General features: G+C 71.2%; 21 protein-coding genes and 1 tRNA gene. 8 read left to right on the top strand and 14 right to left on the bottom strand.

Annotated elements, in window-relative coordinates; genetic code table 11:
* Positions 1-10 precede the first annotated feature (10 nt).
* Entirely contained in the window at positions 11-1,429 is a 1,419-nt protein-coding gene (locus tag AF335_RS04230; protein WP_102916833.1) for an NsdA family TPR-like regulatory protein, read from the top strand.
* Positions 1,430-1,469: 40 nt separating this feature from the next.
* On the opposite strand, the gene AF335_RS36545 is transcribed toward AF335_RS04230, so the two are convergent.
* Entirely contained in the window at positions 1,470-1,718 is a 249-nt protein-coding gene (locus tag AF335_RS36545) for a DUF6255 family natural product biosynthesis protein (protein WP_221504914.1), read from the bottom strand.
* Positions 1,719-2,261: 543 nt separating this feature from the next.
* Between AF335_RS36545 and AF335_RS04240 the strand changes: the two genes are divergently transcribed.
* Together AF335_RS04240 and AF335_RS04245 are read left to right on the top strand one after the other, a co-directional pair.
* Positions 2,262-3,128, top strand: coding sequence for a helix-turn-helix domain-containing protein (locus AF335_RS04240; protein WP_102916835.1), 867 nt, complete (start codon positions 2,262-2,264; stop codon positions 3,126-3,128).
* A gap of 10 nt (positions 3,129-3,138) precedes the next feature.
* Entirely contained in the window at positions 3,139-3,348 is a 210-nt protein-coding gene (locus AF335_RS04245; protein WP_102916836.1) for a DUF397 domain-containing protein, read from the top strand.
* Between the two features lie 4 nt (positions 3,349-3,352).
* Here the strand turns inward: AF335_RS04245 and AF335_RS04250 are convergent, their stop codons facing one another.
* The 4 genes from AF335_RS04250 to AF335_RS04265 form a co-directional block, all read right to left on the bottom strand.
* Positions 3,353-3,685 (bottom strand): hypothetical protein, encoded by a 333-nt coding sequence (locus tag AF335_RS04250; RefSeq protein WP_146045426.1) that lies wholly within the window; start codon positions 3,683-3,685, stop codon positions 3,353-3,355.
* Between the two features lie 64 nt (positions 3,686-3,749).
* Positions 3,750-4,619 carry a fumarylacetoacetate hydrolase family protein gene (locus AF335_RS04255; protein ID WP_102916838.1) on the bottom strand — a complete coding sequence of 290 codons (870 nt, stop codon included), beginning with the start codon at positions 4,617-4,619 and terminating at the stop codon, positions 3,750-3,752.
* 137 nt (positions 4,620-4,756) lie between these two features.
* The gene (locus tag AF335_RS04260; protein WP_102916839.1) at positions 4,757-5,584 is read right to left on the bottom strand and encodes a YidC/Oxa1 family membrane protein insertase; all 828 of its coding nucleotides are present in this window, start codon (positions 5,582-5,584) and stop codon (positions 4,757-4,759) included.
* Between the two features lie 160 nt (positions 5,585-5,744).
* Positions 5,745-6,083 (bottom strand): DUF6412 domain-containing protein, encoded by a 339-nt coding sequence (locus tag AF335_RS04265; protein WP_102916840.1) that lies wholly within the window; start codon positions 6,081-6,083, stop codon positions 5,745-5,747.
* Between the two features lie 564 nt (positions 6,084-6,647).
* On the opposite strand from AF335_RS04265, the gene AF335_RS04270 reads away from it, so the two are divergent.
* Positions 6,648-7,199, top strand: coding sequence for a hypothetical protein (locus tag AF335_RS04270; RefSeq protein WP_102916841.1), 552 nt, complete (start codon positions 6,648-6,650; stop codon positions 7,197-7,199).
* A complete protein-coding gene (locus AF335_RS04275) occupies positions 7,199-7,606 on the top strand; it encodes a hypothetical protein (RefSeq protein WP_102916842.1) in 408 nt (135 codons plus the stop codon). The genes AF335_RS04270 and AF335_RS04275 overlap by 1 nt, the downstream gene beginning before the upstream one ends.
* Before the next feature lie 101 nt (positions 7,607-7,707).
* On the opposite strand, the gene AF335_RS04280 is transcribed toward AF335_RS04275, so the two are convergent.
* The 3 genes from AF335_RS04280 to AF335_RS04290 form a co-directional block, all read right to left on the bottom strand.
* Entirely contained in the window at positions 7,708-9,249 is a 1,542-nt protein-coding gene (locus AF335_RS04280; protein WP_228773218.1) for a sodium:solute symporter family protein, read from the bottom strand.
* Complete coding sequence (locus tag AF335_RS04285; protein WP_102916843.1) at positions 9,246-9,425, bottom strand: DUF3311 domain-containing protein; 180 nt, start codon at positions 9,423-9,425, stop codon at positions 9,246-9,248. The genes AF335_RS04280 and AF335_RS04285 overlap by 4 nt, the downstream gene beginning before the upstream one ends.
* Positions 9,426-9,736: 311 nt before the next feature.
* Positions 9,737-11,017: a DUF445 domain-containing protein gene (locus AF335_RS04290; RefSeq protein WP_376697785.1), complete on the bottom strand. Its 1,281-nt coding sequence runs from the start codon at positions 11,015-11,017 to the stop codon at positions 9,737-9,739.
* 307 nt (positions 11,018-11,324) lie between these two features.
* Between AF335_RS04290 and AF335_RS04295 the strand changes: the two genes are divergently transcribed.
* The gene (locus AF335_RS04295) at positions 11,325-12,650 is read left to right on the top strand and encodes an SGNH/GDSL hydrolase family protein (RefSeq protein WP_102916845.1); all 1,326 of its coding nucleotides are present in this window, start codon (positions 11,325-11,327) and stop codon (positions 12,648-12,650) included.
* A gap of 331 nt (positions 12,651-12,981) precedes the next feature.
* On the opposite strand, the gene AF335_RS04300 is transcribed toward AF335_RS04295, so the two are convergent.
* From AF335_RS04300 to AF335_RS04310, 3 genes are all read right to left on the bottom strand, one after another.
* Positions 12,982-13,689 (bottom strand): DUF1707 SHOCT-like domain-containing protein, encoded by a 708-nt coding sequence (locus tag AF335_RS04300; protein ID WP_184743062.1) that lies wholly within the window; start codon positions 13,687-13,689, stop codon positions 12,982-12,984.
* Between the two features lie 240 nt (positions 13,690-13,929).
* Positions 13,930-14,679 carry a response regulator gene (locus tag AF335_RS04305; RefSeq protein ID WP_102917050.1) on the bottom strand — a complete coding sequence of 250 codons (750 nt, stop codon included), beginning with the start codon at positions 14,677-14,679 and terminating at the stop codon, positions 13,930-13,932.
* Positions 14,680-14,720: 41 nt separating this feature from the next.
* Positions 14,721-15,914 (bottom strand): sensor histidine kinase, encoded by a 1,194-nt coding sequence (locus AF335_RS04310; protein WP_102916847.1) that lies wholly within the window; start codon positions 15,912-15,914, stop codon positions 14,721-14,723.
* 269 nt (positions 15,915-16,183) lie between these two features.
* Here AF335_RS04310 and AF335_RS04315 point away from each other — a divergent pair, with 269 nt between their 5' ends.
* Positions 16,184-18,400 (top strand): MMPL family transporter, encoded by a 2,217-nt coding sequence (locus AF335_RS04315; protein WP_102916848.1) that lies wholly within the window; start codon positions 16,184-16,186, stop codon positions 18,398-18,400.
* A 148-nt stretch (positions 18,401-18,548) separates the two neighbouring features.
* Positions 18,549-19,151, top strand: a complete 603-nt coding sequence (rdgB, locus tag AF335_RS04320) for an RdgB/HAM1 family non-canonical purine NTP pyrophosphatase (protein ID WP_102916849.1) — start codon at positions 18,549-18,551, stop codon at positions 19,149-19,151.
* A 56-nt stretch (positions 19,152-19,207) separates the two neighbouring features.
* On the opposite strand, the gene AF335_RS04325 is transcribed toward rdgB, so the two are convergent.
* From AF335_RS04325 to AF335_RS04335, 3 genes are all read right to left on the bottom strand, one after another.
* Positions 19,208-19,280, bottom strand: a tRNA-Leu gene (locus tag AF335_RS04325).
* Positions 19,281-19,331: 51 nt separating this feature from the next.
* The gene (locus tag AF335_RS04330) at positions 19,332-20,177 is read right to left on the bottom strand and encodes an HNH endonuclease signature motif containing protein (protein ID WP_102916850.1); all 846 of its coding nucleotides are present in this window, start codon (positions 20,175-20,177) and stop codon (positions 19,332-19,334) included.
* Positions 20,174-20,800, bottom strand: a complete 627-nt coding sequence (locus tag AF335_RS04335; RefSeq protein ID WP_102916851.1) for an HNH endonuclease signature motif containing protein — start codon at positions 20,798-20,800, stop codon at positions 20,174-20,176. The genes AF335_RS04330 and AF335_RS04335 overlap by 4 nt, the downstream gene beginning before the upstream one ends.
* Positions 20,801-21,034: the final 234 nt, after the last annotated feature.

The raw sequence follows: 21,034 nt of genomic DNA on the forward strand, positions 1-21,034 counted from the left end.
GGGGACGCCCGTGGCGTCGACCGTCCGCCGGACCCGTCCGCCCAATGCGGACCTGGCCCGGCTCATCGAAGCCAGCGGAGCGAGTCACAAAGCCCTCGCCCACCGCATCAACCAGCTCGCCCAGGCCGCCGGGATCCAGAGCGACTACTCGCATACCTCCATCGCGAACTGGTGCCGCCGGGGCATGACCCCGAAGTGGCCGGTCCCCCGGCTCCTTGCCCAGGCAGTCGGTGAACGGCTCGGCCGCCCGGTCCCGCTCACGGAGATCGGCATGGGCGAGGCCGAGACACCGGATGCGGACCTGGGATTGGATTTCCCCAGGGAACCCGCCGATGCCGTCCGCGTCGCCACTTCGTTCTGGAGCAGTGTGAACCGCCGCGACTTCCTGACCGGATCGAGCTTCGCGCTCTCCGCGTTCACCACCCCCGTCACCCGCTGGCTCGTCACCCCCGCCGACGACACCGCCCATCACCGCGGCGGGACACAGGTCGGCCGCCTGGACCTGGAGGAACTGCGGGACGCGGCCGACGAGGCCCGCCGCTGGGACTCCAAATACGGCGGCGGGAACTGGCGGGCCAACTCCGTCACCACCTGCCTCGAACAGCAGGCCGTCCCGCTGCTGCAGGGCTCGTTCTCCGACAAGGTCGGGCGCGAGCTGTTCTCCGTCACCTCCGAACTCTCCCGGCTCGCCGGCTGGACGGCCTTCGACGTCGGCCAGCACGAGGTCGCCCAGCGGCACTTCATCCAGGCCCTCCGCCTCGCCCGGGCCGGCGGGGACGTCCAGCTCGGCTGCTATGTCCTGACCACCATGGCCATGCAAGCCCTCATGCGCGGATTCGCCGAGGAAGCCATCGACATGGCCCAGGGCGCCTTCGAACGCGCCAAGCACGACGCGGTGCCCCGGGTGCTGGCCTTCACCAAGCTCATCGAAGCCCGCGCTCACGCACGAACCGGAGACGGGCGGGCCGCCTCACAGGCCCTGGCCACCTCGGAAAGCCTCCTGGAGCGGACGCGGGAGGACAACGGAGACGAGCCGGGGTGGATCGACTTCTATCACCACGCGCGGCTGTCCGCCGATGCCACCGAGGTCTTCCGGGACCTGAAGAACCCCAAGACCGCCCTGACCTGGAACCAGCAGGCCGCCGCCATGCAGCCCGGCGTGTTCACCCGCTCCGTCGGGATGCGGCTGGCGATCGTGGGAACCGCCCATCTCCAGGCCCGCGACCTCGACCACGGCCTGGAACTGGGCAACCGCTCCGTCGACATCCTCACCCGCGTCAAATCGACCCGCGCGCTGGACTACGTTCGCGAGTTCAACGATGCCCTCACCCCCTGGCGGCGCGAACCGGCCGTCCGTGACTTCCTCCATCGGACCCGTAAGGGCCTCGGGACCGCCTCCCCGCCGCTCGCCAAGACCGGCGCCAGGTGAGCGGGATCCGTACTCAGAGGCCGACGGTCCGCATCGCCCCTCAGAGCACCTGAGCCACCACCGGTGTGGCCAAACTCCACCACTCCCGGCGTCTCGGCATTCGCGCCACGTATGTCGCTGCCGCTCTGTCCGCCCTCCGGGCCCGCGCCGGGTCCGGCCTCACGGCCTCCGGTGGCTCCGGCAGCCGGAGCGGGCCGTAATCCGTGAAGCGGACCGTTCCGCACTCCTCGCACCGGGACTCGCCCCCGCGATGCGTCCAACGACCGCGGTGCTCGCAGCGCCTCCTCACGCCGTCCCTCCCGCCCGCATGTGCGCCCGCCAATGCCTACGCTGCGCTACGAGCGCGTCCCCCGCCCTGGCCTCGTCCCCACGGGCGTTGGCCTCCCGCCATGCCGCGTCCAGTTCCGGGCAGGTGGGGCAGCCGTACAGTCCGCTGGACGGGTCGGACGGCCATAGCCCCACGGCCTGACGCTCCTCCCGCGTCGCCAACCGCAGCTCGCTGAAGGGGACTTCCCATTCCTGGCCACCGCCCGGCCGCCGCACGCTGACGCGCTTCCCCGCACCCCCGATCACTTGCGCGAGCCGCCCCTCACGGGTGTCCACCACGAACGCACCGTTCCTGTACATCACTGTTTCGCCTTCCCCCAACCGCCGGGTCGTCACGCACCGTGTCCGCTCATCCACAATGCCGCTCCCCGCCGGCCTGCCGCAACTAATTCGACTGCACAGGGGAGCAGTTCACCCCTGTGGGTGACGACCGCACCCACGCTCGGACCGTCTGGCACCCCTGCACCAAACTGAGCAGCGCACAGTCGGCAAGGGGAGGACGGACATGGGGTATTCAGCGCGCCGCACAGCTCGTCGTCGGAAGCTGGGCGCCGAGCTGAGAGCTCTCCGCGAAGCGGCCAGCGTCTCGATCGAAGAGGCGGCAAGGGCCATCCACGGAGAGCGGACGAAGATCAGCCGCCAGGAGACCGGGCGACACCGGGTCACCCGACTTGAGCTGGAGACCCTGTTCACCCTCTACGGGGCCGAGGACGAGAAGCTACGTCAATGGCTCATCGCCCTCTCGGCCGAGGGCGGCGGGCGCAATTGGTGGCGCCAGCATGGCGACGCGTTCACCGACGACTTCAAGGAAGCGCTGACCTTGGAGTCCGACGCAGCGAGAATCGCGGTGTTCCAGTCACGAGTGATCCCCGGGCTACTTCAGACTCAGGAATATGCGACCGCCGTCATCGCTGGCAGCTCACCGGGGCTGTCCGAGCAGAGGCTCAATTTCCATGTTGACATCCGGATGAGTCGGCAGAGCATCTTCCTCAGAGGGAATCCTCCGCGCTACACGGCGGTCATGACGGAAGGGGTCGTCCGACAACAGATCGGCGGCCCCAAGGTATTGGTCGATCAACTGAGGCATCTGCTGACGCTGGGCGAGACGCCGGACGTCACGATCCAGGTCATCCCCTACTCCCAGAGCGAGTTCACGAGCGCGGGCGGGTCCTTCGTCCTGTACTCCTACCCCGATCCATTGGACTTCGATGTCGTGCAGGTGGCCCATCTCCATGGCGACCTGTACTCGGAGGAGGACGAGACGGCGGCGAAGTACAGGAAGGCATTCGAGCGGCTGCAAGCTTCCGCACTGTCGCCCCGGAAGTCCGCCGAGCTGATCTCCTCGGTCTCACACGAACTAGAACGGGAGTGAGGTAGACCCTGTGATAGTCCACAACCTTCCCCACCTCAGGTGGCGCAAGTCCTCCTACAGCATCGACGAGGGCGACAATTGCGTCGAGGCGCAGTTGTTCACCAACGACCTCGTCGCCGTCGGCGACAGCAAAGAACGGACCCGAGGCGCGTTCATATTCACACCCCACGCCTGGACCACCTTCATACACTCCATACGCACCGGATCACTGGAACCGTGACGGCTCAGTCATCCCGCCGGGCCTGATACAGGCCCAACGCCCCCACCGCCACCCCCAGAAACACCAGCACCCCGCCCACCATCATGTGCCGACTCATCGGCGGGCCGCTGTGCGGGAAGTCGCCGCGCAGGCGCGACATGGGACCGGCGGCGGGTGCCGGGGCCGGGTCCGAGACCAGGGCCGGGACGGGGATCCGCACCACGACCGGTTCAGGGGCCCGTACCGGGCCCGGCATCGTGAAGGCGCAGAACAAGAACGTGGCCGCGACGGCGACGAGTACCGCGGCGGTCGGACCGACGCGGCAGGGCCGGCGCCGGTGGCGGGACGTTGCTCTCACCCTCTTCTGCATATCCGGCTATATGCCGATTTGGAGACAATTCAGAACGCGTCGCCCGCGCCATTCACCCGCCCGGACGCGCGTCCTTCAGCTCCTGCCGCTGGCGGCCGAGGCCCGCGACCTCCAGTTCGACCACGTCCCCGGCGCGAAGGTACGGCTTGGGCTCGGGGCGGCCGACGGCGGAGCCGGCCGGGGTGCCGGTGGTGATGACGTCGCCGGGGTACAGGGTCATGAACCGGCTGACGTACCGGACGACGTGGGCGACGGGGAAGATCTGGTCGGCGGTGGTGCCGTCCTGCATGAGCGTGCCATTGACCCACAGGCGCAGGGAGAGCGCCTGTGGGTCGGGTATCTCGTCGGGGGTGACGAGCCAGGGGCCGAGCGGGGTGAAGGTCTCGCAGTTCTTGCCCTTGTCCCAGCTGCCGCCGCGCTCGAACTGGAAGGCGCGCTCCGTGACGTCGTGGGCGACGGTGTAGCCGGCGACGGCGGCGAGGGCTTCCTCGTCGGTGTCCAGGAGGCGGGCGGTGCGGCCGATGACGACGGCCAGTTCCACCTCCCAGTCCGTCTTCTCGCTGCCGTAAGGGACGAGGACGGTGTCGTCCGGGCCGACGACGGTGTCCGGGGCCTTCAGGAAGAGCACGGGCTCCACGGGGATGGGGACGCGGGTCTCGGCGGCCAGGTCGCGGTAGTTCACGCCCACTCCGACGATCTTCCCTATGCGGGCCAGGGGCGGGCCGGTCCGCAGGCCGGCGGGGTCGAGGACGGGGAGTATGCGGGCGCCGACGGAGGCCCGTACGCGCTCCAGCGCGGCCCGGTCGGCCAGCAGCCGGCCGTCCACGTCGGGGACGACGGACGAGAGGTCGCGCAGCGTGCCGTCGTCCTCCAGCAGCGCCGGGCGTTCGCCGCCCGGGGGTCCCACACGCAGCAGCTTCATGGTGACGTCTCCCGAGGTCGTAGGGTCGGCCCGGACAGGCCCGTCCGGGCCGGCCGATGGGGACGGCCATCGAGCGACCGGTTGATCGTGCAAGAACGGAGGAGCTCTCCGCAAGAGCCCTTTCGGCCCTTGGACGGTTACGTGGCGGAACCGTGACGCCGCCCCCGGCCCGTGGCGGGCGCCGCGGGCTCCGGTGTGCGCAGCCCGCGCAGGAGGGCCCGTTCGGCCGCCGTCCAGGTGCTGCTGGTGACGAGGTAGAGCCCTGCGGCCAGGGGGACCAGGGCGACCGTGACGAGCATCCCGAAGGACAGCAGCGGGGCCACCTTGGCGAACGCCGCCATGCCCGGAACGGGCGCCTCCCCGCTGTCGCCGCCCGCTACGGCACCGGACTTCGCGGCCGTCGCGCGGGCCGTCCGGTACGTCCAGGTGGCCACGGCCGCGACCAGGACGAACAGGCCCGCGTACACCAGGCCCTGCGCGCCGAACGGGCCGCCGTCGCCCAGGGCGTCCGCCCAGCGGCCGCCGAGCCGGGCGCCCAGCAGCGTGCGGTCCAGCAGCTCCGCGCCGCCGGAGCCGGTGGAGAACAGGTGGAACATCGCGAACAGCACCGGCGCCTGCGCGAGCGTCGGGCCGATGCCCGCGAACGGGGACACGCCCGCCTTCGTGTGGAGCTCGCGCACGGCCCGCATCATCCGCTCGGGGTCGCGGGAGTGCTTGCGCCGGAGCTCGGCGACGCGCGGGGCGAGTTCGGCCCGCGCCCGCTCACCGCGTGCCGTGGAGCGGGCGAGCGGGTGCAGGGCGAGCCGGACGAGCAGGGTGAGCAGGACGACCGCGACGGCCGTCCCGGAGGCGCCGAAGAGCGGGGCGAGCTCCTCGCCCACCCACAGGAGCAGCGAACCGAGCGAGGAGAAAACCGAGGAGAAGAGCGCGGAGAAAGACGGAGAAGAAAGGATGAACGCGGACATGGAGAGCCCTCCGAGGGTCTCGTCGTGTCGGGAAAGTGAATTCATCGACATGACGAGCCGTACGGCTCAGCGCGTCATCGGCGGCGCCGACGCGGGGTCGGCCCGAGGCCGGTCCGAAGGCGATCCGGAGTCGGTCCGGAACCGGCCTGGAAACGGTCGGTCAGCAGCAGAGCGCGCCCGTACGGCCCGTACGGAGGAAGCCGCCCGGAGCGCGGGGCCTGCGGCGGCCCCGGCCGTCGGGATCGCGCTGGGCGAGGAACGCCGTGCGCAGCTCGCGGTCCCGGATCGCCGTGCGGATCCGGGTCGGGGTGAGGGGGCCGCCCGTGCGGGCGGCGGCGACGGCGGCGTAGAGCAGGAGCGCGGAGACGGCCGCGACCGCGACGGCGCTCGCGGTGAGTGCGACGGCTACGGCGCCCATCAGGCCGCTCTGGCCGAGCAGGAGCTCCGCCAGCAGGAAGAGGAACACGCCGGCGTACGTACGGAACGCAGCGCTCACCATGGCTCCCTTCCGGCATCGGGTGACGTCACATCACGTCACTCACTCGTGCCGATGTTAGACCGCCGTACTGGCGATCGACCAGGCAGGACCCCGTCCGTGATCGGTTCGCGACGAGTGCCCGCCCGGAGGCCGCCCGGCACCCCTCCCCCGCGTCCCGTCACTCGGCGAACCACCCGCAACACCCCGAACATTCGAGCGGAAAATCGATCCGCAAGACCGGAAGAATCGTTCCGCTAAGAACGGAGGAACTCCTTACGGTCGAGTAATCCCTAAGCTCAACCGGAACGCCTCCCGTACACGTACTACATGGTTCTACAAACCTTTCCACATAGGTTCACCGAAGGTTGACGATCTGCTACGTTGGGTAGGCTCAAAGACACCTCTGGGGGCACCATGCGGAGAAAAGAATTCGCTTTAGGCGTGCTCAGCGTTCTCGAACCACCGGATCAAAAGAATTCCGACCCGGAAGGCTCCCGAATAACGCGAGCACGCAGCTTCGACGAAGGGGCCGCGGCGCTGATAGCGGCGCTGCAGGACGAACGGGGGAAGCAGACCACCGAAGCCGTGAGGACGCGGCACGGCGGTGACAGCGAAAGAAACCCGGACCTCACCAGGCTGCGCCTGGTGGCAGTGACCGGCAGCTTTCTTTCAGCGGTTTCGACACTGGGCTTCTGCTCGCTGGCCTTCGCGAGCGACGCCAAGTGGCCGCTGATCGGAGTGTGCACGGTCTCGGCCGCCGCCACCGCGGCCATCCTCATCTTCTACACCGCGCTGCGGCGGTCCGTCGCCCGGAGGGCGCTCCTGCTCCAGACGGCCCCGCCGATGAACGCCACGCTGCAGAGCATGGCGGCCGAGCACGTGTCGAACATGGAGGCCGCCCGCCTCCTGCGGTGCAGTGAGGACAACCCACAGCTCGCCGACGCCATCCTCGTGGAGATCATCCGCGAGTACACGGACGCCGAGCGGTCCCGCACCTCTCCCCCCGCCGAAGTGCCGTCGGAAAGACGGCGCGCCTTCTCCAGCCTGGTGGGCAACGCCGTAAAGCCCGCGCACCAGAATCACCTGATAACCCGCACCCTCCGCAGGATCGCCTCGGACGTGAGCGGAACAAGCTGATGGCACGCAACGGGGGAGCCGTCAGCGTAAAGGTCGATACAGCTCAGATCATCGAGCTGTCGAAGAACCTGGAAATCGTCGACCAGCGAACTCTGAGGAGGGCGATCCGCGCCATCACTCTCGACGCCCGGCTGCATTATCGGGGCGTCGTGCTGGGGAATATCGTCATGGCGCTGAGCTATGTCATCTCCGGCGGCATGGTCCTGGCCTATCTCTGGGTCGGGTACCAGATGGTCCTGAGGGACCAGGCGGGGTGGTGCGTGGTGCTGTGCGGACTGCCGGTGACGTCCGTGGCCTCGATCTTCACGCTCAAGAAGCTGCCGGCGACCCATGCCCTGGGGGCGCTGGGCCGCCGCATCATCGGGCTGCTGGGGCAGGGGCAGGGCCCCGGCCAGGGCGCGCCCTGACCATGGTGACGGTCCGATCCGCCCGTCCGACCATCACGGCGTCGGGGCCCGCCGGAACGTAGAACCCGTCACGGCATCAGGGCGGTCGTGACACCGGCCCCTCAGACCGTCACCCGACCCGGGACCGATTCCTCCGGTCCCGGGTCACTCGCGAGCACCTCCTCATCGGGCCGCGGGTCGGCCGGCGCCGGGCCGAGCCAGGAGACGGCGAGCGCCACCGCGACGTTCGCGACCAGCGCCAGGGCACCCGCGTTGACGCCCCACAGGGGGTCGTTCTCGGTGAAGACCAGCGCGCACACCAGCGTCCCGCCCACGACGAGGCCGCTCAGCGCGCCCCACAGGCTCAGCTTCCGCCACAGCAGACCCAGCAGGATCATGGGGACGAGCTGAGCCATGCCCTCGTAGGAGATAAGGGAGAGACGTACGAGGGTGTTGGGCGTGGCATAGGTGAGGATCAGGGCCAGGACGCCCGCGACCACCACGACGACCTGCGCGGCGAGCCGCTGCCGGTCCGGGCGGCCGGCCAGCCGAGGGATCGTACCGAGCACGCTCTTGCCCCACATCGTGCCGATGACCAGCATGAACACCGCCATCGGGACGATCGACGACAGCGCCGCGGCGACCCCGATCACGCCGACCGTCCAGGCCGGGAGCGAGTCCACCACCAGCTTGAACAGCGCGAGGTTGGAGGCCGAGCCGGTGAGCCCCGGCACCACGAAGATCGCCGCCATGCCGAGCAGCATGGGCACGAACAACAGGACGTTGTAGAAGGGCAGCAGCACCGCGTTGCGGCGCAGGGCGTCGGCGTTGCGGGCGCCGAGGTAACCGGCGACGGTCGTCGGAAAGATGACGACGGTCAGGGAGTTGAGGAAGCTCGTCGTCACGAACCAGGTGCCGCCGAGGCCGCTGCCGCCGTGCCCGGTAAAGGTCAGCCAGTCCGGCTTCTCCGCCACGACGCGGTCCAGGAAGGGGCCGTAGCCGTCGAAGTAGTGCAGCGGCACGTACACGGCGAGGAAACCGAGGGTGCCGATGACCAGGATGTCCTTGAGTACGGACACCCAGGCGCTGCCGCGCAGGCCGCTCACCACGACGAAGCCCGTCGTCACGGCGAAGGCGATGAAGTACGCCCAGTTCAGGCTGATGGCGCCGTAGGAGATCGTGGAGACGACCACGCCCATGCCGGTGATCTGGAGCTGGATGTACGGCAGCAGGCAGACCGTCGCGAGGACCGCGACCAGTGTGCCCAGCCAGGGGCGGTTGTAGCGGTGGGCCACCATGTCGGTGATGGTGACAAGCCCGTGCCGCCGCGCGTACGACCAGAGGGTGGGGCCGACGACGTAACCGAGCGCGTAGCCGCAGGACATGTACGCGATGACGTAGAGGACCGGCGCGCCATGGTTGTAGCCCCAGCCGGCCGCGCCGAGGTAGCTGAAGCTGGTGTAGCCCTCACCCGCCATCAGCACCCAGATGAAGACCGTGCCCATGCTGCGGCCGCCCACGGACCACTCGGCGAGCCCGCCGCCGGAGCCCCGGCCCCGGACGGCCAGCAGGCCGAGGGCGACGGTGAGGAGCATAAAGACCGCGAAGACGGTGGTGGCGACGGTGGTGTCGGTCGCGCTCGCGCTCATGACCACGGTGTTCATACGCGGCCTCGTCGCTTGTCGCCGCGCCAGGCGAGGAAGACGGCGGCGGGGGTGAGGAGGGTGGCGAGGAGGAGCCAGAAGAAGAGGAAGGGGAGGCCGAGGACGGTGGGGTGAATGCGGTTGGTCAGAGGGAGGGTGGCGAGGTAGAGGATGTAGGGGGCCAGTAGCCATAGCAAGGTGGGACGTTTCAGCACGGGTTGACAGTAGGCGGTGGGGGAGGGGATTTGCCCCAGGCCCGCCCCTTCCCGGAACCGGGGCTGGCGCCCCGGGCCCCCGTTCCGCGCTGACGCGCGGTGGCCTCAAACGCCGGCCGGGCTGAATTTTCGCCCCTGTCCGAGGCTGGCTTTCCGCCCGGTTCCGGGCAACAAATCAGCCCGTCCGGCGTTTGAGGACCGGGGTCCGGGGCGGAGCCCCGGTTCGGGAAGGGGCGGAGTGGGGAAAAGGGCCACCGCAGGCGCATCCGGTGCGCGGACCCGGCAAGGCCGGATCAGGCCCCCAGCAGCCTCGACGCCGTATAGATGCACAACCCCGCCAGCGCCCCCACCACCGTGCCGTTGATCCTGATGAACTGGAGGTCCCTGCCGATGTGGGCCTCGATCTTGCGGGACGTGTGGTCCGCGTCCCAGCTCGCCACCGTGTCCGTGATCAGGGCCGTGATCTCGTCGCGGTAGGTCGTCACCACGTACACCGCCGCGTCCTCCAGCCAGCGGTCGACCTTCGCGCGGAGCTTCTCGTCGGCCTTCATGCGTTCGCCGAGGGACAGCAGGCCCGCCCGGACGCGGAGGCGGAGTTCGCTGCGCTCGTCCTCGGCGGCGGCGACGATCATGGCGCGGACCGAGGACCAGGCGGAGGCGATCAGGTCCTGGACCTCGCCCCGGCCCAGCACCTCGGACTTCAGGCGCTCGACGCGCGCCCGGGTGTCCGTGTCGGACTGGAGGTCGGCCGCGAAGTCGGAGAGGAAGCGGTCGACGGCGCCGCGCGCCGGGTGGTCCGGCATGTCCCGCATCTCCGTGACGAAGCGGAGCAGTTCCTTATAGACGCGCTCGCCGACCTTGCGGTCCACGAAGCGGGGCGTCCAGCCGGGAGCGCCGCCCGTGACCGCGCCCATCACCGAGTCGCCGTGCGTCACCAGCCAGTCGTGGGCGCGTACGCACACCAGGTCCACGACGCGGCGGTGACCGCCGTCCGCGACGATCTTCTCCAGCATCGTGCCGATGCCGGGGGCGATCTCCTGGGCGTCGGCGCGCCGGGTGATGGCCTCGCCGACGACCGCCTGGACGTCGGAGTCCCGCAGCACGGTGAGGGCGCCGCGCAGGGCCGTGGCCAGCTCGGCCGTCACCCGGTCCGCGTGCGCCGGGTCGGCCAGCCAGGCGCCCAGCCGGGAGGAGATGCCGACGGCGCGCAGCCGGACCCGGACCACGTCGCCGGAGAGGAAGTTCTCGCCGACGAACTCGCCGAGGCTCTGCCCCAGCTGGTCCTTCTTCGTCGGGATGATCGCCGTGTGCGGGATGGGCAGGCCCATGGGGCGCCGGAAGAGCGCGGTGACCGCGAACCAGTCGGCCAGCGCGCCGACCATGCCCGCCTCCGCGGCCGCGGCCACATAGCCGGACCAGGCGCCCGCGCCCGAGGACTGCCCCCATTTGGCAAGGGCGTAGACGAGCGCGACAAGGAGCAGAAGGCCCGTGGCGAGGGTCTTCATCCGGCGCACTCCGCGGCGTTTCTCCTCATCTGCGGCGCTATAGGTGAGACCGCCCGCCGCAGTGGGCATCACCCTTTCGGCGGCTTCCGCATCGTCACCAAGGGACCGTTCCATCCGCACCACCCGTTCCAGCCGTCCTCACGTGCATTGTCCCTACTCGACGTACTCCGGGAACGCACCGGTAGTTCCCGGCGTCTGACAAGTCGCATGTGACACGTTGCGTGATCCCATCGGCCGACAGGCGCGCCCCGAAGCCATCGTGGGATCATGGAACGGCGATCGGACCGCGAGGGCGCTGTTGCTGATCAGTCGCTGTTCTCGTCCCCGGTTCCGCACCCGGAGCTCACCGCTCCGCCATTCCCAGGAGACTCCCGCCATGAACAGGCCACCCCTGCCCCGCGGCGCGGCGTACGCCGTCCTCGCCGCGCTGGCGGCCGTGGTGATACTCGTCTCGACCGCGATATTCGTCGGGGTCGGCGGCCAGGACGGTCAGGCCACGACGAGCACGCGCGAAAACCATGGCACGGCCGAGCCGGCCGCGTCCGGCGAGTGGATCGGCTCCTGGGCCACCTCCCCCTCGGCGGCGGAGCCGAACACCCCGAGGGGCTTCGCCGGGCAGTCCATCCGCAATGTGGTGCACACCAGCATCGGCGGCACCGGCGCTCGCATACAGCTCTCCAACCTCTACGGTGCGCAGCCACTGGCCGTCACCCACGCCTCGCTGGCCCTCTCGGCGGGCCCCGGCTCCCCCGCGGCGGCACCCGGCAGCATGCGCCGGCTGACCTTCGGCGGACAGCCCACGGTGACCATCCCGGCCGGTCGCTCCCTGCTCAGCGACCCCGTCCGGCTCGCCGTGCCGGCCGCGGCCGACCTGCTGGTCACCACGTACTCGCCCACCCCGTCCGGCCCGGTGACGTACCACCCGCACGCCCGTCAGACCTCCTTCCTGGCGCGCGGCGACCGGACGGAGGATGTCCAGGGCCTCGCGTTCACCGCGAAGACCCCTTACTGGCGGTACCTCAGCGCCGTCGACGTCTGGACCCAGGAGTCGCACGGCGCGGTCGTCGCCATCGGCGACTCGATCACGGACGGCGTGACCTCCACGCCCGGCGCCAACCGGCGCTGGACGGACTTCCTGGCCGCCCGGCTGCGCACCGAGGCAGGGGCGCCCCGCTACGGCGTCCTCAACGAGGGCATCAGCGGCAACCGGATCCTGCTCGGCAACTCCGGGCCCGCGCCGGTGAACAACATGAGCGGCCTCGACCGCTTCGACCGCGACGTCCTCTCCCGGACCGGCGCACGCGTCGTCGTCATGGAGCTCGGTGTCAACGACATACTCCGCCGCCCGGTGCAGACCGACCCGCAGCAGATCGTGAGCGGCCTCCGGCAGCTCGTGGCGCGGGCGCACGCGCGCGGTATGCGGGTGGTCGGCTCGACGCTGATGCCCTTCGAGGGGCACAAAGGCTCCACGGCCGGCCAGGACGTCACCCGGCAGCGCGTCAACGCGCTGATCCGGGCGGGCGGCGTCTTCGACGACGTCGTCGACTTCGACCAGGCGCTGCGGGACCCGGAGAACCCGGAGCGGCTGCTTCCGGCGTATGACTCCGGGGACCATCTGCACCCGAGCGACGCGGGGTACGCGGCGATGGCGCGGGCGCTGAACCTGGAGACGCTCAAGGGGCAGGCGGCGGCGGCGCTCTAAGCAGGCTCGGCGAAGTCCGGTGCGGTTCGGCAGCGCCCCGAAAGGGCTCGGGGAACCGCGCGGCCGGCCACGACGCGGATGACTCGCCGGAGTTCCAGCGGAGCGCTCAGCGGGGCGGACGCCTGCGGCGGGCTTTCCCCCACCCCGCCCCTTCCCGTAACCGGGGCTCCGCCCCGGACCCGGTGTCCTCAAGCGCCGGACGGGCTGATTTTCAGCCCGTCTGGGGGCACCTCCCAGCGGTAGCTGGGGGAGCTTGAGGATATTCGGGAAGGGGCGGGGCGGGGACAAAGCCCCGCGCAGCGGCACCCCCACGACCCCGTCCCCGGCCCCACTACTCCAGCGACTTGCGGCCGTCCTCGCTCCCCAGCCTGCGCTCCCCGCGGCGCTCCTCACGGCTCAGCCGACGCTCCTCGCGACGGTCCTCGCGCTCGGCCTGCTGGAGTCGCTTGCGCTCCTCCTTCTCCGCCTTCGTCGGCTTCCGCTCGACCGAGACACCGCCCCAGACCGCCAGGCCGGTGACCCGCACCCGCGGGGAGCCCGGGGTGCCCGGACCGGTCGCCTGGTCGCCGAAACCGCCCATGATGCCGACGCCGCTGACCTGCACGTCCAGGTCCTTCGGCACCACGACGCTCATGCCGCCCATGAGGGCGAAGCACCGGATGACGACCTCGCCGTCCTCGAAACGGGCCTCGCGCAGATCGATCTCGCCGCCGCCCCACATGGCGAAGGCGGTGAACTTGCGCGGCACCGTCCAGCCGCCCTTGCGGTGGAAGCCGCCCCAGACGCCGATGGCGCCCTTGGAGGTGCCGGTGCCGCCGATGCGGTCGCGCCAGGTGCCGGTTCCGGTGACCGGGGCCGGGGCGGATACGGATCCGGGGGCGGGGAGGTCCTTCACGAGCGGCTCCAGCTCGCCGCGCGTACGGGCCTTGTACGCCGCGTCGAGACGCTGCTCGAACTCCTCCATGTCGAGCCGCCCCTCGGCGACGGCCTCGCGCAGGACTTCGGAGATGCGCTCTCGTTCGGCGTCGGAGGCCCGCATGTCAGGTAGTTCGCTCATCATGCGGAACAGAGTAGGTCTTGGGGGTGGGTACCGGCCCCTCGGGCGGGCGAGGGTCCCGCTGCGCGGGGCTTTGTCCCCTACCCACCCCCTCGGACCCCCGTCTCCAGACGCCGGACGGGCTGATTTTCAGCCCGTCCGGCGTTTGAGGACATTCGGGAAGGGGCGGGTAGGGGAAAAGGCCCGCCGCAGGCGCACCACCCCGCACCACCACACCGCCCCCTACCCACCCACCTCCACCAACCCCGTCTCATACGCCGCGATCACCGCCTGCGCCCGATCCCGAACCCCCAGCTTCCCGAACACCCCCGTGATGTGGTTCTTCACCGTCGACACACTGATGTCCATCGCCCCCGCGATCCCCGCGTTGTCCAGCCCCGTCGCCATCAGCCGCCACACCTCCACCTCACGCCGCGTAAGCCCACCCGCATCCGTGACGACCGGCGGTTCCGGGCGGCGCGGAGTCCGGACGTACGTCGAGATCAGACGGGTCATCAGCCGGGGCGCCACCGCCGCCTCGCCGGTGTGCACCACCCGCACCGCCGCGACCAGTTCCTCCGGCGAGATGTCCTTGGGCAGGAAGCCGTACGCGCCCGCGCGCAGGGCGGCCACCACGTACTCGTCCATGTCGAAGGTGCTCAGCGCCAGTACCCGGCACCCGGGCACCTCCCGCGCGAGCCGGCCGGTCGCCTCGACGCCGTCCAGCAGCGGCATCCGGATGTCCATCACGACCACATCCGGCAGCAGCCGGTGCGCCAGGGCCACCGCCTCCTCGCCGTCGCCCGCCTCGCCCACGACCTCGAAGGCCGGGTCGGGCGAGAGGATCAGGGCCAGGCCACGCCGTACCAACGGCTGGTCGTCCGCTATCAGGACCCTGATCGGCCGCTCCCCCGGCCGTTCCTCCGGGCGTTCCCCCGGGCGTTCCCCCGGGGCGCCACCGCCCGTCGTACCAGCCGTCGTACCAGCCGCCATCCCGTCCACCGGCTTCCTCCGTCCTCCGTGTCCCGCACCGCTCATCCCAGCGTCCTCTCCCCCGCCTTCAGCGGCAGCCGCGCCGCCACCCGGAAGCCGCCCCCGTCGCGCGGGCCCGCCTCCAGCGTCCCGCCGTGCAGGACGACCCGCTCCCGCATCCCCACCAGGCCGTAGCCGGATCCCTGGGCGGGCCTCCCGAAACCGCCCGGCGGGCCCGCGCCGTCGTCCGACACCTCGACCGTCACCCCGTCCGGCCCGTACGTCAGGCGTACGGAGGCCCGCGCCCCGCCCGCGTGCTTGCGCGCGTTCGTCAGCGCCTCCTGCGCGATCCGGAACACGGTCAGGCCCACGCTCGGCGGCAGCGGGCGCTCCTCGCCCCGGACGTCGAGCTCGGCGGGCAGCCCGGCCCGGCAGGACTCGGCGACGATCCGCGCCAGGTCCCCGACGCCCGGCTGCGGGGCGTCGGGCGCCCCTTCCGCCCGGTCCGTCTCGTCCCCGGCCCGCAGCACGTCCAGCAACTGCCGCATCTCGCGCAACGCGATCCGCCCCGAGCCCTCCAGGGTGAGCAGCGCCTCCCGCGCCACCTCCGGGCGGGCGAGGTTGGCGCGGGCGCCCCCGGCCATCAGCTGCATGGTGGTGATGTGGTGCGCCACGATGTCGTGCAACTCGCGGGCGATGCGCCGCCGTTCCTCGGCCACCGCGCGGTCGGTGAGCCGCCTCCGCTTGGCCTCGGCGTCCCGCTGCCAGCGGTTGCCGAAGGCCGCCGCGCCGACGACGAGCAGCCCGGAGGCCACCCCGCCCACCAGCTCCACGAGCCTCGGCTCCGGCCACGACTCCAGCCCCACCAGCGGCACCGCCATGGCCGCGAGCGTCGCCGGCACCACCACGGCCGCGCCCCGGAACCGTACGACCGTGTACAGCGCGACGACGACCGTGGCGTTGAAGTGCTGCTGGATCGGCACACTGCAGTTCAGCACCAGGCCGGCCGCCAGGACGGCCACGAGGGTCAGCACCGGGGCGCGGCGCCGGGCCAGCAGCGGCAGCGCGGCCACCACCATCAGCACGCACCCGACCGCGGGGATGTGCCCCCGGTCGGCCTGGCTGGTGACCGAGAAGCCGATCAGGTCCACGACCGCCGCCCCGACCGCGACCAGCGCGTCATTGCGCGTCCAGGGCAGCGCGTCGCCCCTCGGCCGTACCCCGTGGCCCTCGGGCGCGAGGCGCGTCGTCGGCATCTCCGGTCCTCCCCCGCCGGCCGCCCACCGGCCCTCACCGGTGCCGTCACGACCGCCCTGTCGTGATCCATTCTCGCAGCGGCCCCCGGCCCGGACCCCGGCCCCGGAGCCGATCCCGGACCAGGACCAGGGTCCCGGTCGACGGCCCCGCCCGGCCCCCGCTCCCAGCCCGCTTCTCGTCCCGCGCTCGGACGATCCGCGGCTTCCACGCTGATGAGCTGGACACCGACCGGGAAACACCCGGCGCACACCACCGCCGGAGGACAGCAGTGATCCGCGCCCTGACCGGGTACGCCACCCGCCACCCATGGAAGGTCATCGCCGTCTGGCTGGTGCTGGGCCTCTCCCTGACCGTGCTCGGCCAGGGGCTGCTCTACCGCGTCACCCAGACACAGACCGGCGACTTCCTGCCGGCGAAGTACGACTCGGCCGCCGCGCTGAAGATCGCCGAGGAGCGGTTCGGGGTGAAGCCCGACGCCAACACGGTCACGATGCTCGTCGCCCGCACCGACGGCAAGCCGCTCACCGGGCCCGACCACCGCCGCGTCGGCGACCTCGCCGGGAAGCTGAGCAGCCGGCGCGTACCGATGCCCCGGCCCAAGGAGGAGGACGGCGGCCCGGACTTCCTGGCCAAGGACCACTCCCAGACACCCAAGGTCAGCCCCGCCGTGCTCGCGCCGGACCGCGGCTTCGAGCTGCTCTCCGTCCAGCTGACCGGCAATTCCATGGACCCCGGCCTCCAGGACCTCTACCGCGCCTTCCGCGACCGGGCGAAGGACGACTTCGCCGGGGCCGGGCTGCGCACCGGCTTCACCGGCGGCCTGGCCGACCTCACCGACACCGCCGACGCCGAGAAGACCACCCAGGAGGTCGTCGGCATCCTCATGGTCGGCCTGATCGTGCTGATCAACGTCCTGGTCTTCCGCAGTGTGCTGGCCGCCTTCATCCCCCTGCTCGCCGTCGTCATCGTCGGCGGCGCCGCGACGGGCGCGGTCGCGGGCGGCGCCATGCTCACCGGCATCAAGCTCGACCCCTCCACCCCCAGCATGATCAGCGTGGTGCTGATCGGCATCGGCGTCGACTACTTCCTCTTCCTCCTCTTCCGCTTCCGCGAACACCTGCGGGCCCACCCGGACCTGCCCGCCCGCACCGTGTCGGGCGAGGTCAGCGCCCGGGTCGGCACCGCGATCACCTCGGCCGCGCTCACCATCGTGGCCGCCTTCGCCACCCTCGGGATCGCGACGTTCGGACAGTTCCAGGTGCTCGGCCCGGCCATCGCCGTCTCGGTCCTCGTCATGCTGCTGGCCAGCCTCACCTTCATGCCCGCACTGCTCGCGGTCACCGGGCGCCGGATGTTCTGGCCCTCCCGCGCCCTGAAGCGCGAGCCGCGCCCCGGCACGGCGGGACGCGTCGGCGCCCTGGTCGCCCGGCGCCCCGTCGTACTCGCCCTGGCCGCCGTCGCCCTGCTCGGCGCACTGTCCGCCGGACTGGCCGGCATCCGCATGGACTTCGGCAACGGCGGCGGCGACCGGGAGACCCCGGCCAAGACCACCGCCACCGAGATCTCCCGCACGCTGCCCGCCGGGGTGTCCGACCCGGCGACCGTCTACGTCACCGCCAAGGACGGCCGCACCCTCGCCGCCGGGGAGCTCGGCGGCCTGGCCAAGGCCCTCGCGCAGGTCGAGGGCGTCGGCCAGGTGGGCGGGACCGCCCTCAACGGGGACCGCACCGCCGCCCGCCTCGACCTCTACCTCACCCCGGGCCCCCAGACCCAGCAAGCCCGCGACCTCGTCTCGGGGCCCGTCCGCGACGCCGTCGCCCGGCACACCCCGGCCGGCCTTACGGCCCACGTCGGCGGCACCGCCGCGGTCTTCGCGGACATCTCCACCGCCGTCGGCCACGACCTGCGGATCGTCTTCCCCGTCGCCGCCGTGCTGATCGCCCTCATCCTGCTCGTCCTGCTGCGCAGTCTGCTCGCCCCGGCCGTCCTCATGATCGCCGTCGGCCTCGGCTTCGCCGCCACGCTGGGCGCGTCCGCGCTGTTCTTCCAGCACCTCCTCGACAAGCCGGGCGTCAACTTCGTACTCCCGCTGGTGCTGTTCCTCTTCGTCGTCGCCCTCGGCACGGACTACAACATCCTGATCAGCGACCGGATCCGGGAGGAGATGGCGCGCCCCGGCCCGGCCCGCGCGGCCGTCGCCCGCGCCGTACGCCACACGGCGCCCGCGATCGCCACGGCGGGGGTCGTCCTCGCCGCGTCGTTCGGCAGCCTGGCGGTCAACGCGGACCCGTCCACGCAGCAGATCGGGTTCGCGACGGCGCTGGGGATCCTGCTCTCGGCGTTCGTCCTCTCGATCGTGCTGGTGCCGGCGCTGGCCGCGCTGCTCGGACGGGGGATCTGGTGGCCGGTACGACCCGGCCGTACGGGACGCCACACGGCGGAACCGGTGGCCGAGCCGCTGTACGAGCGGGTGTCCGTGCACTAGGACGAGGGCCGTCCCGGGGGGGCGGGCCCGGGCTCGGGCCGTCTCCGGGGGCCGGGGCCGGGCTCGGGCGAGAGCCGTCGCCGGGGGGCGGGCCCGGGCTCGCGGGCTCCGGGCCCGGCCCTCAGGGGCCGGACGGGATAATCCCCCCATGAAGCGCCTGATCCTCGCCACCCGCAACGCCAACAAGGTCACCGAGCTCCGCGCCATCCTGGAGGAGGCGGGCCTCGACGTCGAGCTCGTCGGCGCCGACGCCTACCCCGAGATCCCGGACGTCAAGGAGACCGGCGTCACCTTCGCCGAGAACGCCCTCCTCAAGGCCCACGCCCTGGCCCGCGCCACCGGCTTCCCGGCCGTCGCCGACGACTCCGGCCTCTGCGTCGACGTCCTGAACGGCGCCCCCGGCATCTTCTCGGCCCGCTGGGCCGGCACCCACGGCGACGACAAGGCCAACCTCGACCTCCTCCTCGCCCAGCTCGGCGACATCGCCGACGAACACCGCGCCGCGCACTTCGCCTGCGCCGCCGCCCTCGCCCTCCCGGACGGCACGGAACGCGTCGTCGAGGGCCGCCTGGAGGGCACCCTCCGCCACGAACCGACGGGCGCCGGCGGCTTCGGCTACGACCCGATCCTCCAGCCCCTGGGCGAGACCCGCACCTGCGCGGAACTGACCCCGGCGGAGAAGAACGCGATCAGCCACCGGGGGAAGGCGTTCCGGGGGCTGGTGCCGGTGGTGCGGGAGCTGCTGGGCTGAGAGAGGCACACAACGACGGCCCGGCTCGCGTGCGCGAGCCGGGCCGTCGGCATCGGTGCGCCCGGTCGGATTCGAACCGACAAACACGACCACCTAAAGATCGCCGCTCAGCCCTTGGCGTACGGGCGCATGTACCGCGCCCTACCTTACTGCGCGAACCTGACGGTCGGGGACGGCAGCTTACGAGATTCGCCGTCGGCCTCCTCGACACCAGGTGCTGGTCACCGCGTGGCAGTTCGGGCAGAGATAGCGGAGGTTCTCGCGGCGGTTGTCGAGCCGGTCACCGCTGATGTGGTCGATCTCCAGGACGAGTCGCTTACCTTGCCAGGTGTCGCTGATGCCACATGCGCCACAGACATAGGGGACACCGAGCTCGTCGAGAGATCGCCGGAGGAGAGCAGTCTTCGCCCGAGGCGAACCTGTCGGCAGTCTCCGGAGGATCTCCGAGGCGTGTTTCCGGTTGCGTGAAGGCCGTCCGCGTTGGTGCCCCTGCCCGACGAAGTGCGACGTGGAGATCCCGTATGCCGCGATGCTCCGCTTGGCCAGTGCGCGGCCCGCTCCACCGTTGGGCCGCCCAAGCGCCCGCATCACCCCGGCCAGGCTGTAGGACTCGACGACCGCTTTCCGTAGCTCGCCCTCCGGAATCAGCGCCGACCCACGGTTTCCCCGCCTGCCTGTGAAGTGCGAGGTGTCGATGCCATAGCGCTCAAGCTTTCTGCTGAAGTGGCTGTACGCGCTGTCGTACGGAGGAACATCCATGTACGCGAGCATTTCCCGGATGCTGTGACAGTGCGCGGCAGCCTCCGCCAGCAATTCCTTGGAGTAGCTACGCCGCGCGCGTGGAGGAAGCGGCTCCTCGACGAAGTGCCCTGTGGCTATGCCGTAGTGGTCGAGACGGCCGCGGAGATACCTGAGCGGCCCACTGCCGAGGGGAGCGCCGAGTCTGCGCAGCATGTCGACGAGGCTGGTGGACACGGCGGCCGTCCTGGCCAGCCGGTCCTCGGTGTACCGGGCGCGGCGTGTCATGCCCGGCTCCTTCGCTTCCGGCCGCGGTAGGTATCGGTCACCGCATGGCAGTTGGGGCAGAGTAAGCGGAGATTCTCAGGCCGGTTGTCCCACCAGTCGCCGTTGATGTGGTCCACCTCCAGTCGGAGAGCCATGCCGTTCCACACCGTGCCGTTTCCGCACTCGGCGCACGACTCGTCCGTTCCGGCCTTCAGCAATGCCCGGCGAAGTCTCTCGCCCGGGACACGCCCGTCCGACGGCGAGCCCATCGTGAGCACGTTCCTCGGGGGCCGCTTCGGCCCGCTCCGGCCCACTGCCGAGAAGTGGGAGGTGTCGATGTTCAACGCCGCGATCCGCCGCCCGATGTGGGCCTGGTTCCCGCCCACCGGATTGATGCCGAGGCGCCGCACCACCTCCACGACGCTCCCCGACAGAGCGACCAGCTCCCGCAGTGTCGCCTCCGTGTGTCGGACGCGGCCTGTCGTGAAGTGCGAGGTGTCCACTCCGAGCTCGGCCATCCTCGCCCGGATGTACGTCCGGCTCCCCGGTGTCGGCGTGCCGCCGCACCTTCGCACCGCCTCGTCGTACGACGCCGAAGCGCGAGCCGCCTCGACGAGCATCTCGTATGTGTACCTGACCGGCATGGTTCCCCTCCGTACGGACCGGCGGAGGGGTCCGGACCCGCGGCCGCGTCCGGAATCCCTCACTCACCGGTAATGGCTGCAGAGTCCTGGGCGCGGCCACGTCCATGCGTTCGCGGCCTCGAACTGCTCAACGAATGGATCATCGGACAGTTACGCCGAAGGCGGGACGTGTCGGAACTTCGGGCCCGGGGCCCGGGGCGTCACCCGCGCGCTCCGCGACGGCTCGAACCGACG

This window comes from Streptomyces eurocidicus (assembly GCF_002891295.1).
GTDB classification, from domain to species: Bacteria; Actinomycetota; Actinomycetes; order Streptomycetales; family Streptomycetaceae; genus Streptomyces; species Streptomyces eurocidicus.

Excerpts from the sequence above, each read along its gene's own strand:
- AF335_RS04240 (WP_102916835.1), top strand. The coding sequence starts at position 2,262 with ATGGGGTATTCAGCGCGCCGCACAGCTCGTCGTCGGAAGCTGGGCGCC.
- AF335_RS04255 (WP_102916838.1), bottom strand. The coding sequence starts at position 4,619 with ATGAAGCTGCTGCGTGTGGGACCCCCGGGCGGCGAACGCCCGGCGCTG.
- AF335_RS04260 (WP_102916839.1), bottom strand. The coding sequence starts at position 5,584 with ATGTCCGCGTTCATCCTTTCTTCTCCGTCTTTCTCCGCGCTCTTCTCC.
- AF335_RS04265 (WP_102916840.1), bottom strand. The coding sequence starts at position 6,083 with ATGGTGAGCGCTGCGTTCCGTACGTACGCCGGCGTGTTCCTCTTCCTG.
- AF335_RS04275 (WP_102916842.1), top strand. The coding sequence starts at position 7,199 with ATGGCACGCAACGGGGGAGCCGTCAGCGTAAAGGTCGATACAGCTCAG.
- AF335_RS04280 (WP_228773218.1), bottom strand. The coding sequence starts at position 9,249 with ATGAACACCGTGGTCATGAGCGCGAGCGCGACCGACACCACCGTCGCC.
- AF335_RS04290 (WP_376697785.1), bottom strand. The coding sequence starts at position 11,017 with ATGCCCACTGCGGCGGGCGGTCTCACCTATAGCGCCGCAGATGAGGAG.
- AF335_RS04295 (WP_102916845.1), top strand. The coding sequence starts at position 11,325 with ATGAACAGGCCACCCCTGCCCCGCGGCGCGGCGTACGCCGTCCTCGCC.
- AF335_RS04300 (WP_184743062.1), bottom strand. The coding sequence starts at position 13,689 with ATGCGGGCCTCCGACGCCGAACGAGAGCGCATCTCCGAAGTCCTGCGC.
- AF335_RS04305 (WP_102917050.1), bottom strand. The coding sequence starts at position 14,679 with ATGGCGGCTGGTACGACGGCTGGTACGACGGGCGGTGGCGCCCCGGGG.
- AF335_RS04310 (WP_102916847.1), bottom strand. The coding sequence starts at position 15,914 with ATGCCGACGACGCGCCTCGCGCCCGAGGGCCACGGGGTACGGCCGAGG.
- rdgB (WP_102916849.1), top strand. The coding sequence starts at position 18,549 with ATGAAGCGCCTGATCCTCGCCACCCGCAACGCCAACAAGGTCACCGAG.
- AF335_RS04330 (WP_102916850.1), bottom strand. The coding sequence starts at position 20,177 with ATGACACGCCGCGCCCGGTACACCGAGGACCGGCTGGCCAGGACGGCC.
- AF335_RS04335 (WP_102916851.1), bottom strand. The coding sequence starts at position 20,800 with ATGCCGGTCAGGTACACATACGAGATGCTCGTCGAGGCGGCTCGCGCT.